The sequence below is a fragment of the Hallella seregens ATCC 51272 genome, from assembly GCF_000518545.1.
In the GTDB taxonomy this organism is placed as follows: domain Bacteria; phylum Bacteroidota; class Bacteroidia; order Bacteroidales; family Bacteroidaceae; genus Prevotella; species Prevotella seregens.
Genome location: NZ_JADU01000012.1, coordinates 83,662 through 97,942, shown reverse-complemented (window position 1 = coordinate 97,942; position 14,281 = coordinate 83,662). Strand labels below are relative to the sequence as shown.

The following is a 14,281-nucleotide window of genomic DNA, read 5'->3' as shown; positions in this document are numbered from 1 at the left end:
ACGACATGATTAGAATAGGTATATTAGGCGCAGCCGGCTACACGGGCGGAGAGCTCATCCGGTTGCTCATCCACCATCCCGAGGCCGAGATTGTGTTTGCCAACTCAGAGAGCAATGCGGGCAACCGCGTGGCCGACGTGCACGAAGGACTCTATGGCGAGACCAACTTGCAGTTTACGGCCGACATGCCTTTCGACCAGGTGGACGTGGTGTTCTTCTGTTTCGGGCACGGCAAGAGCGAGGCTTTCCTCAAGGAACACCAGCTGCCCGAACGGGTGAAAATCATCGACCTGGCCCAAGACTTCCGCCTCGCGCCGCAGACGGCAGCGGGCGGCCACGACTTCGTCTACGGTCTGCCCGAAATACACAAGGCCGCCATCGCCCGTGCCCGCCACGTGGCCAACCCCGGCTGCTTCGCCACCTGCATCCAGCTGGGTCTGCTGCCCTTGGCCCAGGCCGGCCTGATTGCTCACGACGTGAGCGTGAATGCCATCACGGGCAGCACCGGCGCGGGGCAGAAACCGGGTGCCACCACCCACTTCTCGTGGCGCACGGGCAACATGAGCGTCTACAAAGTGTTCACCCACCAGCACCTGGCCGAGATACGCCAGAGCCTGGCCGAGCTGCAGGGCAGCCTGGAGGCCAGCATCGACTTCATCCCCTACCGTGGCGACTTTGCCCGCGGCATCTTCTGCACCGAGGTGGTGACGTTCGACGGCGACGAGGGCTCGCCCACCAATCCCACGGCCGAACAGCTGGCCACGATGTACGAGACGTTCTACCGCGACGCACCTTTCACCTATTATATATATAAGGCCCTCGACCTGAAGCAGGTGGTGAACACCAACAAGGCACTGGTCCACATCGACAAGTTCGGGCGTAAGGCCGTCATCACCTGTGCCGTCGACAACCTGCTCAAAGGTGCCGTGGGCCAGGCCGTGCAGAACATGAACCTCATGTTCGGCCTCGACGAGACGGCAGGACTGGGGCTCAAAGCCATGGCTTTTTAACAGCAATACATGATGAAACTATTCGACGTTTATCCTCTCTTCGACATCAATATCGTCAAGGGAAAGGGCTGCCGGGTCTGGGACGATAAGGGGCAGGAGTATCTGGATCTCTATGGAGGCCACGCCGTCATCAGCGTGGGGCACTGCCATCCGCACTATGTGGAGGCCATCGCCAGGCAGTCGGCGCAGTTGGGTTTCTACTCCAACAGCGTCGTCAACACCCTGCAACAGCAGTTCGCCGAGCGGCTGGGACGCATCAGCGGCTACGAAGACTACAGCCTGTTTCTGGTCAACAGCGGGGCCGAAGCCAACGAAAACGCACTGAAGCTGGCCAGCTTCACCAACGGCCGCAAGCGTGTGCTCTCGGCGGAACACGCCTTTCACGGCCGCACGTCGCTGGCTGTCGAGACGACGGACAACCGCAAAATCGTGGCCCCCATCAACGACAACGGCCACGTGACTTTCCTGCCCATGAACGACCTCGAGGCATGGGAGCGCGAGCTGGCCAAGGGCGACGTATGCGCCTGCATGCTGGAGTGCATCCAGGGCATCGGCGGATGCGTCGTGGCCACACCCGAATTTGCACAGGGCCTGGCCGCCGCCTGCAAGCGTCATGGAGCCATGCTCGTGTGCGATGAGATACAGTGCGGCTACGGGCGCAGCGGCAAATTCTTCGCCCATCAGTGGCTCGGCATACGCCCGGACCTCATCACCGTGGCCAAGGGCATCGCCAACGGCTACCCCATGAGCGGGCTGCTCGTCTCGCCGGCGTTCCAGCCGGTGTACGGCCAGCTGGGCACCACGTTTGGCGGCAACCACCTGGGATGCGCGGCTGCACTGGCTGTGCTCGACATCTTCGAGCAGGAACAGCTGGTGGACAATGCCCGCAACGTGGGCGAATACCTCATCGCCCGACTCAAGGAACTGCAGCTGTCGGCACCCCACATCACCGAGGTGCGAGGCCGGGGACTGATGGTCGGGGTGGTGCTCGACGTGCCCCACAAGGACGTGCGCTCAAGCCTCATCCACGAGAGACACGTCTTTACCGGCTGCGCGGGCACCAACATCCTGCGCATTCTCCCACCCCTCTGCCTCACATGGGCCGACGTGGACGACTTCGTGTTCCGGCTCGGGAAAGTGCTGCGGGAGTGAATTTAATATGGAGTTAGGGAGTGAAGGAGTTATGGAGTGAAGACATCACGGACAAGAAAACTGGTTTCAACTCCATGCCTCCCCCCTGATTGGCAGAACAATTCCCAGCCATTCGTCTTCACTCCATACCCCCAACCATTTGTCTTAACTCCATAACTCCCTCACTCCATAACTCCATGTCCTTAACTCCATCACTCCTTCACTCCCCAACTCCTATATAAACCCATGAAGATAACCATTATCGGGGCCGGTGCCATGGGCGGCGCACTGGCCGAAGGACTGCTCAAGGCCGAGACCATCAAGCCCTCAGACATCACCGTGGCCAACCCGCATGCCGGGAAGCTCGCCCGTTTTGCCCAGATGGGAGCCGGTGTCACCACCGACAATACCGTGGCCGTCGAGGGGGCCGACCTCGTGGCCATCGTCGTGAAACCATGGCTGACAGAGCAGGTTGTGCGCGAAATCGCACCCCATCTGGACTACGACCACCAGATGGTGCTCAACCTGGCCGCAAGCGTCAAGGCCGAGCAGCTCGACCGTTGGCTCGACCGCGGCGACGGCCGGTTGCCCGCCCTGTTCCAAGTGATTCCCAACATCGCCATCGCCGTGCGGGCTTCCATGACTTTCATGGTGCCCTGCCGGGCCACAGAGGAGCAGACGGCCGCGGTGCAAGCGGTGTTCGACGGGCTGGGCCAAACCTGTCTCACCGACGAGCAACACCTCGCAGCCGGCACCATGCTGGCCAGTTGCGGCATTGCCTACGCCATGCGCTATTTCCGCGCGGCGGCCGAGGGCGGCGTGGAGCTGGGCTTCAAGGCCGACGCGGCCAAGGACATCGTGCTGCAAACTGTCAAGGGCGCCGTGGAGCTGTTACAGGCCAACGGCAACCACCCCGAGGCCGAAATCGACAAGGTGACCACGCCCGGCGGACTCACCATCAGGGGGCTGAACGAAATGGAGCACGCCGGATTCACCAGTGCTGTGATACGCGGACTCAAAGCGGGGCTGCGGTAGCACGGCTTTGCACACCGCCCACAGGGGTGTGCAATTTGGTTCGGTAATTTGGCCTCCACCGCCCAAAAAAGGTTAAAAGAGAACAGAAAAAAGGGAATATTGAGTAACTTTGGCGCGATAAAACTTCAAAAATACAAGACATGGAAGAAGCTATCAAGCAAATCGGCGAGCGGCTGAGAGGCCTGCGCGAAGTGCTCAACATTCCGGCTGAAGAGGTGGCAGAACTCTGCAACATCAGTCTGGAACACTATCTGAAGATAGAAAACGGAGAGGCAGATCCCTCCGTCTATCGTTTGTCCAAGATTTCAAAACGCTACGGCATCGACCTCGACGTGCTCCTGTTCGGCGAAGAACCCCGCATGAGCACCTACTACCTCACCCGCCATGGACAGGGTCCAGAGATCGATCGCGGCGACAAATACAAGTACCAAAGTCTGGCCGGCGGCTTCCGTGGACGCAAGGCAGATCCTTTCCTTGCCGAGGTGGACCCACTGCCGGGAGACAAGAATTACAGCAAGAACACCCACAACGGACAGGAGTTCGACGTGGTGATCGAAGGCACTCTGGAGGTGACCATAGACAACAAAGTGCTCGTGCTGGAGAAAGGAGACAGCATCTATTTCGACGGGCGGCACCCGCACTGCATGCGCGCCCTGCACGGCAAACCTGCCAAATTTCTCTGTGTTGTCATTTAATGCACGCCGCCATGATTGAAAGATTTCTGACACAAACACATTTCTCTTCAGAGGAAGACTACAACCGGAACCTGCACTTCAAGGTGCCCGAAAACTTTAATTTCGCCTACGATGTGATGGATGCGTGGGCACAGGAAGCCCCCGACAAGACGGCCTTGCTCTGGACAAGCGACCGCGGCGAGGAGCAGCGCTTCTCGTTTCGAGACCTGAAAGAGCAGAGCGACCAGACGGCAGCCTACTACCAGCAACTGGGCATCGGCCGGGGAAACAAGGTGATGCTCATCCTGAAACGCCACTACCAGTGGTGGCTCAGCATGCTGGCCCTGCACAAACTGGGGGCTGTTGCCATCCCCGCAACCCACATGCTCACCAAGCACGACATCGTTTACCGCAACAATAGTGCCAGTGTCAAGGCCATCATCTGCGCCGGAGACGACTACGTGGTGCACCAAATCCTTGAGGCCATGCCCGAGAGCCCCACGGTGAAGACCCTCGTGAGCGTGGGCCCCAACGTACCCGAGGAGTTCCATGACTGGAACAAAGAGTGGCGCATGGCCCCGGCTTTCAAGCGGCCCGAGCACGTGAACAACAACGAAGACACCATGCTCATGTACTTCACCAGCGGTACCAGCGGCGAGCCGAAGATGGTGGCCCACGACTATCTCTATGCCCTGGGGCATCTCACGACGGGAGTGTTCTGGCACCATCTGCACGAAAACAGCATCCATCTCACCGTGGCCGACACGGGTTGGGGCAAGGCCGTGTGGGGCAAATTGTACGGTCAATGGTTTGCCGGAGCAACGGTATTCGTGTACGACCACGAGAAGTTCACGGCCGAAAAGATTATGCGGCAGATGGAGAAATACCGCATCACGTCGTTCTGTGCCCCGCCCACCATCTACCGGTTCATGATACACGAGGACTTCTCGAAGTACGACTTGAGCAGCCTCGAATACTGCACCACGGCCGGCGAAGCCCTCAACCCCTCGGTGGCCGACAAGTTCTACAAGCTCACCGGCGTGAAGCTGATGGAGGGATTCGGGCAGACCGAGACTACCATGACGATAGGCACCTTCCCCTGGAACAAGCCCAAGCCCGGCTCGATGGGCAAGCCCAACGGACAGTACGACGTGCGGCTGCTGCGCAACGACGGTACGGAGTGCGAAGATGGAGAGAAAGGTGAGATATGTATTAAGGTGGGCGACAAGAAGCCCATCGGCCTCTTCAAGGGCTATTACCGCGACGAGGCACGCACCAAGGAGGTGTGGCACGGCGGCGTCTACCACACCGGCGACATGGCCTGGCGCGACGAAGACGGCTATTATTGGTTCGTGGGACGCACCGACGACGTCATCAAGAGCAGCGGTTACCGCATCGGGCCGTTCGAGATTGAGAATGCACTGATGACCCATCCAGCCGTCATGGAATGCGCCATCACCGGTGTACCCGATCCCATCCGCGGCATGATTGTCAAGGCCACCGTGGTATTGGCCGAGGCCTGGAAAGCCAAACAGGGCGAGGAACTCGTTAAAGAGCTGCAGGCTCACGTGAAGCACGAGACAGCACCTTACAAATATCCGCGTCTCATTGAGTTCGTGGACGAGCTGCCCAAAACCATCTCCGGTAAGATACGCCGCGTGGAAATCCGCGAGAACGACCTCAAAAAGAAATCATGACACCCCCTCCCACATGGGAAACGAACGGCAAAAGATGAAAAGAATCGCAGTCAAAGTGGGCAGCAACGTGCTCACACGCGACAACGGCAAGCTCGACGTGACACGTATGTCGGCCATTGTAGACCAGATCGCCTGGCTGCGGCGTAACGGATATGAGGTGATTCTCATATCTTCGGGTGCCGTGGCTTGCGGACGCAATGAGCTGTCAGTGAGCCACAAACTCGACGGCGTGGAGCAGCGACAACTCTTTTCAGCCATCGGTCAAGTGAAGCTCATCGGCCTCTATTACGACCTCTTTCGCGAGGCCGGACTCCATGTGGGGCAGGTGCTTACCATGAAAGAGAGCTTCGCTACACGCGGTGAATACCTCAATCAGAGGGCGTGCATGAGTGTGATGCTGGCCAACGGCGTCATCCCGATAGTCAATGAAAACGACACCGTGAGCGTCACGGAGCTGATGTTTACCGACAACGACGAGTTGTCTGGACTCATTGCAGCCATGATGGACTGCAACACATTGGTCATCCTGACCAACGTGGACGGCATCTTTAACGGCGACCCTCGCGAAGCAAACACCCGTGTCATCCCGTCCGTGAACTACGACCGCGACCTGCGGGAATACATTCAAGACGAGAAGAGCGGCTTCGGACGGGGCGGCATGATTACGAAAGCTCGCATTGCCGGAAAGGTTGCCGACGAAGGCATCAAGGTGATGATTGCCAACGGCAAGACCGACAACATCCTCGTAGACCTGGCCACACATCCCATGGAGACCATGCACACGGAGTTCCGTCCCAACCCCAACCCCACCTCGACGGTGAAGAAATGGATTGCTCACAGCGAGAGCTTTGCCAAGGGTGTGGTGCGAATCAATGCCAAGGCCACCGAGGCTCTGCGCGGCAACAAGGCCGTGAGCCTGCTGCTGGTGGGTGTCGTCGGCATCGAGGGAGACTTTGAAGAGGGCGACATCATCAGCATCATGGACGAGGATGGACGGCTGGTGGCCGTGGGGCGCAGCGGCTACAGCTCCGCCGAGGCCGCGCGCCACATCGGAGCCCACGGCATGAAACCGCTCGTGCACTACGACTATATGGTGATGGAAACTTAAGAAAGATATGGCTTTAGAACAGATATTCAAGCGGGTGAAGGCGGCCAGCAAGCCACTTGCCCTGATGGAAGACGAGCGGCGCAACGAGATACTACGCCTGGTGGCTCGGGCTATCATCGAACGGCAGGACGAGATTCTGGCGGCCAACGCCCACGACTTGAGCCGCATGGATGCGGCCAACCCAATGTACGACCGGCTGCAACTCACACCCAGCCGACTGCAATCCATTGCCGCCGACATGCGCAACGTGGCTACACTACCCTCTCCCCTGGGGCGGGTGTTGCGCCATCGCGTGCTCGACAACGGGCTGGAGCTGCGCCGTGTAAGCGTGCCCTACGGCGTGATCGGCATGATTTACGAGGCACGTCCCAACGTGACGTTCGACGTTTTCTCGCTCTGCTTCAAGAGCGGCAATGCCTGCGTGCTCAAGGGCGGACGCGATGCCGACGAGACCAATCGCGCCGAAACGGCCCTCATCCACGACGTGCTGCGCCGGCAAGGAGTGGACACAGCCATCGTGGAACTGCTGCCCGCCACCCATGAAGCCACAGCCGAGATGCTCAGTGCCGTGGGCTACATCGACCTCTGCATCCCCCGAGGCGGCAAGCAACTCATTGACTTTGTGCGCAATACAGCCAGGATTCCCGTCATCGAGACGGGGGCGGGGGTGGTGCACTGCTACTTCGACGCTGCCGGCGACACGGCTATGGGCAGCCGCATCATCGAGAATGCCAAGACGCGACGGTGCAGTGTTTGCAACACGCTCGATACGCTGCTCATCCACCGCAGCCGGCTGGCCAACCTACCGGCACTCTGCCGCCCGCTCGCCAACCACGGCGTGAGGCTCCACGCCGACCCCGAGGCCCTCGCTGTCCTGACGGGCCAATACCCTGCCGCCCTGCTCCTGCCCGCCACCGACGACGACTGGGATACCGAATGGCTCAGTCTGCAAATGGGCATCTGCACCGTGGGTTCCACCGCCGAAGCCATCGCCCACATCGACGCGCATGGCAGCGGTCACAGCGAGTGCATCGTCACGGGGGACGGCGAAGCCGCCCAAAACTTCCGCACAAGGGTCGATGCCGCCTGTGTCTACGTGAACGCACCCACCAGCTTCACCGACGGAGCGCAGTTCGGACTCGGGGCCGAAATAGGCATCAGCACGCAGAAACTCGGGGCCCGAGGGCCCATGGCCCTCGAAGAAATGACCACCTACAAGTGGCTCATCGACGGCCGGGGGCAGCTGCGGGAGGCATAGAAACGGCTGCCATGGACACGACACACATGATGCAAAACATAAACTACAGAACATGAGAACTTTCTTCCACGCCAACGACCTGGGCGACCTCGGCCAGGCTCTTCAGGAGGCCCGGCAAGTCAAGGCCGACCGCTACGCCTATCAGCACCTTGGCAAGAACAAGACGCTGCTGATAATTTTCTTCAACAACTCCCTGCGCACGCGCCTCTCCACCCAAAAAGCGGCCATGAACCTGGGCATGAATGTCATCGTGCTCGACGTGAATGCCGGCGCATGGAAACTGGAGACCGAGCGGGGTGTCATCATGGATGGCGACAAGAGCGAGCACTTGCTGGAGGCCATTCCCGTCATGGGCAGCTACTGTGACATCATTGCCGTGCGCTCGTTTGCCGGTCTCGCCGACCGCGAATTCGACTATGCCGAAACCATTGTCAACCAGTTTGTAGAGCACTCGGGCCGTCCCGTCGTGGCCATGGAAACGGCCACCGTGCACCCGCTGCAGGCTTTTGCCGACCTCATCACCATCGAGGAGCACCGCCAGGCCGCCGTCCGCCCCAAGGTTGTACTCACTTGGGCACCCCACTGCCGCGCTTTGCCGCAAGCCGTGCCCAACTCGTTTGCCGAGTGGATGAACGCCGCCGACGTGGATTTTGTGATTACCCACCCCGAAGGCTACGAGCTCGACCCGCGTTTTGTAGGCCCGGCCCGCGTGGAGTACGACCAGCGCAAGGCCCTCGAGGGAGCCGACTTCGTGTATGCCAAGAACTGGAGCTGCCCCGGCGTAACGCGCCCGGCCGACTACGGCCAGATACTCTCCAGGGACACGTCGTGGACCATCGACGCGGAGCACATGTCGTGGACCAACGACGGCCACTTCATGCACTGTCTGCCTGTGCGCCGCGGCCTCATCGTGACAGACGACGTCATCGAGAGTCCGCGCTCGCTCGTCATCCCCGAAGCAGCCAACAGGGAAATATCGGCCCAAGTGGTATTGAAACGCGTGCTCGAGGCTTTGTAAGCTGTTTCTTTTTTGTAACTTTGCAGTTACAAACCAAGAACACAATGATTACATTAGAGTCTGACTACAACAACGGGTGTCATCCCCAAGTGCTCCAGCACCTCATGGAGACCAACAACTGCAAGAGCATGACCTACGGCTACGACGAATGGTCGGAGCGTGCCAAGCAGAAAATCAAGGCGCTCTGCGAAGCCCCCGAGGCCCAGATATGGTTCCTCGTGGGCGGAACGCAGACCAATGCCACCGTCATCGACTCGATGCTGCACACCTATGAGGGCGTGGTGGCCGTGGGTTCGGCCCACATCAACACCCACGAAGCCGGTGCCATCGAGTTCACAGAACACAAGATTATCACCATCGAGGGGCGGCAGGGCAAGATGGATGCCGCCGATCTGGACCACTACATGGACGAGTTCCTGCACGACGGCAACGCCGACCACTGCGTGTTTCCAGGCATGGCCTACATCACTTTCCCTACGGAATACGGCACGCTCTACACGGCCGCCGAGCTGGATGCTCTCTACCAAGTGTGCCGCAAATACGACATGCCGCTCTACGTGGACGGGGCCCGACTGGGCTACGGCCTCATGGCGCCGGGCAACGACATCACTCTGCCCTACCTGGCCCGCCACTGCGACGCGTTCTACATTGGCGGCACCAAGGTGGGCGCACTCTGCGGCGAAGCCGTGGTTTTTACCCATGCCAACGCCCATCCCCACTTCTTCAGCATCATCAAACAGCACGGAGCGCTCGTGGCCAAAGGCCGCGTGACAGGCGTGCAGTTCGATGCTCTCTTCACCGACAACCTCTACTTCGACATCTCGCGCCGGGCCATCGACCGGGCGATGGAGATGAAACGCATCTTCGAGCAACGGGGCTACCCCTTCTATATCGACTCGCCCACCAATCAGCAGTTCGTTGTTCTCGACAACGACGAGGTGGAACGGCTGGGCCGGCACGTGAGGTTCACCGTGTGGGGCAAGTACGACGAGCACCACACCATCTGCCGTTTCGTCACCAGCTGGGCGACGACCGAAGAAGAAATCGAAGCTTTGCGCACGGCCGTGCTGGGCTAAAGCTCCACCGTGTAAGTCTTGCGGCCGGCATAGGTATTTGCCGAAAGCCGCACCGTGCATGCCCGTAGGCCTTTGTCTACGGGCATGCTCATATATCCCCGCGTGGTGTAATACTGGGGCACGCCGTTCTGGGCGTGGGTCAGCAACAGGGTCACATAGCGATGACCGTCGGCCGAAACAGTCACCGTGTCGAGCACAAGGCCCAGCTGTTGCCGGGCATCCAGCCCCTCGGCACGCCCTGTTTTCAGGGCGAACCCTATGTTCAGGAATCCTCCTCCCACCCACAGCGACTCGATGGTCAACGGATCATCGGGAAGGCTGCCGGCCGTCTTTTTCGGCAGAGGCTCGGCCACCACAACCGGTGTGGCCGAGAAAACGGTACGCGCCTGGCTGTCGTAATAGACCAGTGCCCGGTAGAAAGTGTCGGCCTTGGCGGCCCAGCCCACCCTCACCGGCGAGGCAAAGCGCACGGAGTCGCCCCCGTCGGTGAGCAGCCAGTCGGCCCGGACCGAATCGGCCGTGTGCACCAGTCCGAAGTCGGCCCGCAGGTAAGAGTAGCGGCCGTCGCCCGACTGGTAGGTGTCGGTGGTGCATGCCGCCAGCGTCGCGGCCAGCAGCCCGGCGAGCCACAGCCGCCTACTGCGCACGCAAGAAGTTGATGGCAGGGTTGGCATACATCGTAAGAATGCGCTCGCGCAGGTAGGGCTCATCCTTGGCGGGCAGTTCCACCTTGGCCAGTTGCCCGGCCAAATACTTGTCGAAGAAAGCCTTGTCGGCCTCGGTATAGCGGTCGGCATGGGCCCGTTCGCCCCGCAACTCGTCGAGAGCAACGTAGTTGCAGGGGTAGATCCGGTAGCGACGATGGATCTCGCGGTCGATATGGTCGGCCACCACACGGTAAAAATCGGCCTTGGGCAGGTCGGCGGGCAGCTGCGTCAGGAAGTCGTCGATGCACGGTGCACAGTGGTAATGCACGTGGCCCTTATAGCCAAAGATGCCGGTCTGCATGGACACGAGGTCGTCCTGCGGCCCCTTTTTCCAGTCCTTGTTGTCGCGCCGCAGCTGGAACTCGCGTGCCTTGAGCCAGTCGCAGGGGTCGTATTCATACGAGATGGCCAGCGGCACGATGTGCAGCTGCCGCAGCCTCTCGGCGGGCGAACCCGTTCCACCCATGGTGAGCATCTTGAGCACGCCGTCGGACGTGCGGTCGTCGGAATCCTTGGCACGGCCCGAACGCTGGGCCACCCAAACGTTTTCGTGCTTCTCGGCCACGGCATAGTGCATGTATTCGGACAGCAGCCGGCCAGCCTCCAGCATCTCCCGCATGGGCAAGCCACGCTTCACGATGAAGCTCTTGTTCACCCGCACGAAGTCTTTCACCCACGGCAGTCCCAGCAGGTTGTCGCCGATGGCAATCTCGCAAGTGGTGGTGAAGCCCGCATCCATGAGCAGTACGTCGAGGATGGCCGAGTCGAGCACGATGTCGCGGTGGTTGCTCACAAAGGTGTAGCGGCGCGAGGTGTCCACGGCCGCGACGTCCATCTCGCAGCCTCGGGCGGCCTTGGCCAGCACTCCCTTGATGAAATCGTAGCAGAAAGCTTTCTGGAAGTCGAGGTTTGTGCGACAAGCCCGCATCTTTCGGGCCACCATTTCCAGCGGCACCTCGGGGTACAGATACTTCAATACGGCCTGAAACTGCTCATTGGCCAGCAGCCGATCGTACACCTCGGGCAGTTCTTCCGGCTCAAAGGGACGAATGCCATCAAACTTTTTTAATTCAAAATTCATAATTCAAAATTCAAAATTAGCTGCGCAATCAAAGCAAAATTAACCGCAAGACCAGACTAAATTAACTGCGAGAACAAACTTAAATTAACTGAGAGACCAAACGACATCAACTGCACCACTGAGTGAAATTAACCGTGTGACAGGAACATTACCTTGCTACGAGCGGGAGACAGACATGATTTTAATTCAAAATTCACAATTCAAAATTCAAAATGGGCTACGCACAACACTTTCTTTCCCCGTCGTTTCCTCCCTCATCACAAGGCATCGTTCCGCGCAGCCAATTTTGAATTATGAATTTTGAATTATGAATTGCCCCCCGCTATCCCAGCTGATTCTCCACAATATCGGTCAAGACATCCTTGATGTCGAGGCCGGCAGCGCGCACTTGCTGCGGGATGAAGCTGGTGACGGTCATGCCCGGAGTGGTGTTAATCTCCAGCATGTTCACCTGGTCGCGTCCCTCGGCGTCCTTGGAGATGATGTAATCAATGCGAATCATGCCGTTGCAGTGCAGGATGTCGTAGATGCGGCTCGTCTCCTCGGCCACGCGGCGGGCCGTCTCCGGATCCAGCCGGGCGGGCGTAATCTCCTGCACCTGACCGTTGTACTTCGCGTCGTAGTCGAAGAATTCACGGCTCGTCACCACCTCGGTGGCGGGCAGCACCACGGTCTTCATCTGCGTTTTGTAGCATCCAATAGAGATCTCCGTGCCCTGAATGTAACGCTCTATCATCACCTCATCGCTCTCCATAAAGGCCATACGCAGGGCGGGAGCCAGCTGGTCGGCGCACTTCACCTTGGACACACCGAAGCTGGAACCGTCGGCAACCGGCTTCACAAACACGGGCATGCCCAGCCGTTCCTCGACAGCCTGCTCGTCGTAAGCCTCGCCGCGGCGCAACAGCATGCTGTCGGCCACGTTCACACCAAACGAGCGCAGGTAGTTGTTGAGCACATACTTGTTGAAGGTCATGGCCTCGACCAGCACGCCACTCGTGGAGTAAGGCAAGTGAATCAGGTCGAAATAGCCCTGCATCAGACCGTTCTCGCCCGGTGTGCCATGGATGGTAATGTAGGCATAGTCGAAGACAACGGCCTTGCCGTCCTGGCCTACAAACGAGAAGTCGTTGCGGTCGATGGTGGCCACGTCGCCGTTGTCGAAGTTCACATGCCAGTTCTGTCCCCTCACGTCAACAATGTAGACATTGTAACGCTCCTTGTCGAAGAAGGAGTAGAGTCCCTGTGCCGAGCGCATGGACACATCGTGCTCGGACGAGTCGCCGCCGCAGACGATGGCGATATTTCTCTTTAAATTTTTCATCAGTTATGTTGCATTGAATGGTTAATCATTGTTCACGGGGTGCTGCCGGCGCATCAGCCGGCAAAGGTGTCCTGCGTGGTGCCTTGGACAAAGGCGCGCCATTTTTCCACGAGCAGCGTCAGATCCTCGGGCCATTCGGAGTCGAAATCCATCTGCCGGCCCGTGCGCGGATGGCGGAACCCGAGGGTCTTGGCGTGCAACGCCTGCCGGGGACAGAGCCCGAAGCAGTTCTGGATGAAAGCCTTGTAGCTGGAGCTGCGCTGGCCGCGCAGTATCTCCGTGCCGCCGTACCGCTCGTCGCCGAAGAGCGGGTGGCCGATGGCCTTCATGTGGGCGCGTATCTGATGGGTACGTCCCGTCTCGAGAATGCACTGCAGCAGTGTGACGTAGCCGAAGCGTTCGAGCACCCGATAATGGGTCACGGCGGGCTTGCCGACACCCGACTGCGGGTCGAACACCTTCATGCGCAGCCGGTCCTTGGGGTCGCGCCCGATGTTACCCTCGACACGTCCCTCGTCGTCCACGAGGTTGCCCCACACCAGGGCGTGGTACGAGCGGTGGGTGGTCTTCTCGAAAAACTGCCGTCCCAGGCCCGTCTTGGCCTCGGGCGTCTTGGCCACCACAAGGAGGCCGCTGGTGTCTTTGTCTATCCGATGCACCAGCCCCACCTCGGGATCGTTGGGGTCGAAGCTCTCCAGATGGCGCAGATGCCAGGCCACGGCATTGATGAGCGTGCCGCTGAAGTTGCCCGCACCGGGGTGCACCACCATGCCGGCTTCCTTGTTCACGACCATCAGATCGTCGTCTTCGTAGACCACGCGCAGCGGAATCTCCTCCGGCTGTATCGACGACTCGTGGCGCGGGCGGTCGAGCATCAGCGTGATGACATCGAGGGGCCGCACCTTGTAGTTGCTTTTCACGGCGCGTCCGTTCACGTGGATGCAACCCGCGTCGGCCGCCGTCTGTATGCGGTTGCGGCTGGAGTGCTGCATCTTGTCGGCCAGATACTTGTCTATGCGCACGGGTGCCTGGCCGGCATCCACCTCCACCCGCCAGTGCTCGTAGAGCTGGCCGTCAGCCTCGGTAGCGGCCGGAGGGGCGGCGGGCAGCAGGTCGTCGTCGCCCAGCAGGTCTGCGTCTTCGGGATATGTCGTCATGTTTT

At 59.7% G+C, this 14,281-nt stretch carries 13 protein-coding genes; 9 read left to right on the top strand and 4 right to left on the bottom strand.

Annotated elements, in window-relative coordinates; translation table 11 throughout:
• The first annotated feature begins 5 nt into the window (after window positions 1-5).
• The 9 genes from argC (at window position 6) to L888_RS0105690 (ending at window position 10,007) form a co-directional block, all read left to right on the top strand.
• Complete coding sequence (gene argC, locus L888_RS0105730; protein ID WP_027952188.1) at window positions 6-1,010, top strand: N-acetyl-gamma-glutamyl-phosphate reductase; 1,005 nt, start codon at window positions 6-8, stop codon at window positions 1,008-1,010.
• 12 nt (window positions 1,011-1,022) lie between these two features.
• Window positions 1,023-2,162 (top strand): aspartate aminotransferase family protein, encoded by a 1,140-nt coding sequence (locus L888_RS0105725; protein WP_027952187.1) that lies wholly within the window; start codon window positions 1,023-1,025, stop codon window positions 2,160-2,162.
• 225 nt (window positions 2,163-2,387) lie between these two features.
• Window positions 2,388-3,176 carry a pyrroline-5-carboxylate reductase family protein gene (locus tag L888_RS0105720; RefSeq protein WP_005845824.1) on the top strand — a complete coding sequence of 263 codons (789 nt, stop codon included), beginning with the start codon at window positions 2,388-2,390 and terminating at the stop codon, window positions 3,174-3,176.
• 140 nt (window positions 3,177-3,316) lie between these two features.
• Window positions 3,317-3,871: a helix-turn-helix domain-containing protein gene (locus L888_RS0105715; RefSeq protein WP_005845822.1), complete on the top strand. Its 555-nt coding sequence runs from the start codon at window positions 3,317-3,319 to the stop codon at window positions 3,869-3,871.
• 11 nt (window positions 3,872-3,882) lie between these two features.
• A complete protein-coding gene (locus L888_RS0105710; protein ID WP_027952186.1) occupies window positions 3,883-5,547 on the top strand; it encodes an AMP-binding protein in 1,665 nt (554 codons plus the stop codon).
• Between the two features lie 34 nt (window positions 5,548-5,581).
• Window positions 5,582-6,655: a glutamate 5-kinase gene (proB, locus tag L888_RS0105705; protein WP_027952185.1), complete on the top strand. Its 1,074-nt coding sequence runs from the start codon at window positions 5,582-5,584 to the stop codon at window positions 6,653-6,655.
• Between the two features lie 7 nt (window positions 6,656-6,662).
• Complete coding sequence (locus tag L888_RS0105700) at window positions 6,663-7,913, top strand: glutamate-5-semialdehyde dehydrogenase (protein WP_027952184.1); 1,251 nt, start codon at window positions 6,663-6,665, stop codon at window positions 7,911-7,913.
• Between the two features lie 52 nt (window positions 7,914-7,965).
• Window positions 7,966-8,931, top strand: a complete 966-nt coding sequence (locus L888_RS0105695; protein ID WP_027952183.1) for a Rossmann-fold NAD(P)-binding domain-containing protein — start codon at window positions 7,966-7,968, stop codon at window positions 8,929-8,931.
• A gap of 44 nt (window positions 8,932-8,975) precedes the next feature.
• Window positions 8,976-10,007, top strand: coding sequence for a threonine aldolase family protein (locus tag L888_RS0105690; RefSeq protein ID WP_005845812.1), 1,032 nt, complete (start codon window positions 8,976-8,978; stop codon window positions 10,005-10,007).
• On the opposite strand, the gene L888_RS0105685 is transcribed toward L888_RS0105690, so the two are convergent.
• The 4 genes from L888_RS0105685 to L888_RS0105670 all read right to left on the bottom strand — a co-directional run bounded on the left by L888_RS0105685 (window position 10,004) and on the right by L888_RS0105670 (window position 14,276).
• Entirely contained in the window at window positions 10,004-10,681 is a 678-nt protein-coding gene (locus L888_RS0105685) for a NigD1/NigD2 family lipoprotein (protein ID WP_027952182.1), read from the bottom strand. The genes L888_RS0105690 and L888_RS0105685 overlap by 4 nt on opposite strands.
• On the bottom strand, window positions 10,644-11,795 hold the full coding sequence (locus L888_RS0105680; RefSeq protein WP_027952181.1) for a 1-acyl-sn-glycerol-3-phosphate acyltransferase: 1,152 nt from the start codon (window positions 11,793-11,795) through the stop codon (window positions 10,644-10,646). The genes L888_RS0105685 and L888_RS0105680 overlap by 38 nt, the downstream gene beginning before the upstream one ends.
• 322 nt (window positions 11,796-12,117) lie before the next feature.
• Complete coding sequence (locus tag L888_RS0105675) at window positions 12,118-13,119, bottom strand: D-alanine--D-alanine ligase (RefSeq protein WP_027952180.1); 1,002 nt, start codon at window positions 13,117-13,119, stop codon at window positions 12,118-12,120.
• A 53-nt stretch (window positions 13,120-13,172) separates the two neighbouring features.
• Window positions 13,173-14,276, bottom strand: a complete 1,104-nt coding sequence (locus tag L888_RS0105670; protein ID WP_027952179.1) for an RluA family pseudouridine synthase — start codon at window positions 14,274-14,276, stop codon at window positions 13,173-13,175.
• Between the last annotated feature and the right edge of the window lie 5 nt (window positions 14,277-14,281).

What these genes read in the sequence shown, in the direction of transcription:
- argC (WP_027952188.1), top strand. Translation starts at nt 6, where the DNA reads ATGATTAGAATAGGTATATTAGGCGCAGCCGGCTACACGGGCGGAGAG.
- L888_RS0105725 (WP_027952187.1), top strand. Translation starts at nt 1,023, where the DNA reads ATGAAACTATTCGACGTTTATCCTCTCTTCGACATCAATATCGTCAAG.
- L888_RS0105720 (WP_005845824.1), top strand. Translation starts at nt 2,388, where the DNA reads ATGAAGATAACCATTATCGGGGCCGGTGCCATGGGCGGCGCACTGGCC.
- L888_RS0105715 (WP_005845822.1), top strand. Translation starts at nt 3,317, where the DNA reads ATGGAAGAAGCTATCAAGCAAATCGGCGAGCGGCTGAGAGGCCTGCGC.
- L888_RS0105710 (WP_027952186.1), top strand. Translation starts at nt 3,883, where the DNA reads ATGATTGAAAGATTTCTGACACAAACACATTTCTCTTCAGAGGAAGAC.
- proB (WP_027952185.1), top strand. Translation starts at nt 5,582, where the DNA reads ATGAAAAGAATCGCAGTCAAAGTGGGCAGCAACGTGCTCACACGCGAC.
- L888_RS0105700 (WP_027952184.1), top strand. Translation starts at nt 6,663, where the DNA reads ATGGCTTTAGAACAGATATTCAAGCGGGTGAAGGCGGCCAGCAAGCCA.
- L888_RS0105695 (WP_027952183.1), top strand. Translation starts at nt 7,966, where the DNA reads ATGAGAACTTTCTTCCACGCCAACGACCTGGGCGACCTCGGCCAGGCT.
- L888_RS0105690 (WP_005845812.1), top strand. Translation starts at nt 8,976, where the DNA reads ATGATTACATTAGAGTCTGACTACAACAACGGGTGTCATCCCCAAGTG.
- L888_RS0105685 (WP_027952182.1), bottom strand. Translation starts at nt 10,681, where the DNA reads ATGCCAACCCTGCCATCAACTTCTTGCGTGCGCAGTAGGCGGCTGTGG.
- L888_RS0105680 (WP_027952181.1), bottom strand. Translation starts at nt 11,795, where the DNA reads ATGAATTTTGAATTAAAAAAGTTTGATGGCATTCGTCCCTTTGAGCCG.
- L888_RS0105675 (WP_027952180.1), bottom strand. Translation starts at nt 13,119, where the DNA reads ATGAAAAATTTAAAGAGAAATATCGCCATCGTCTGCGGCGGCGACTCG.
- L888_RS0105670 (WP_027952179.1), bottom strand. Translation starts at nt 14,276, where the DNA reads ATGACGACATATCCCGAAGACGCAGACCTGCTGGGCGACGACGACCTG.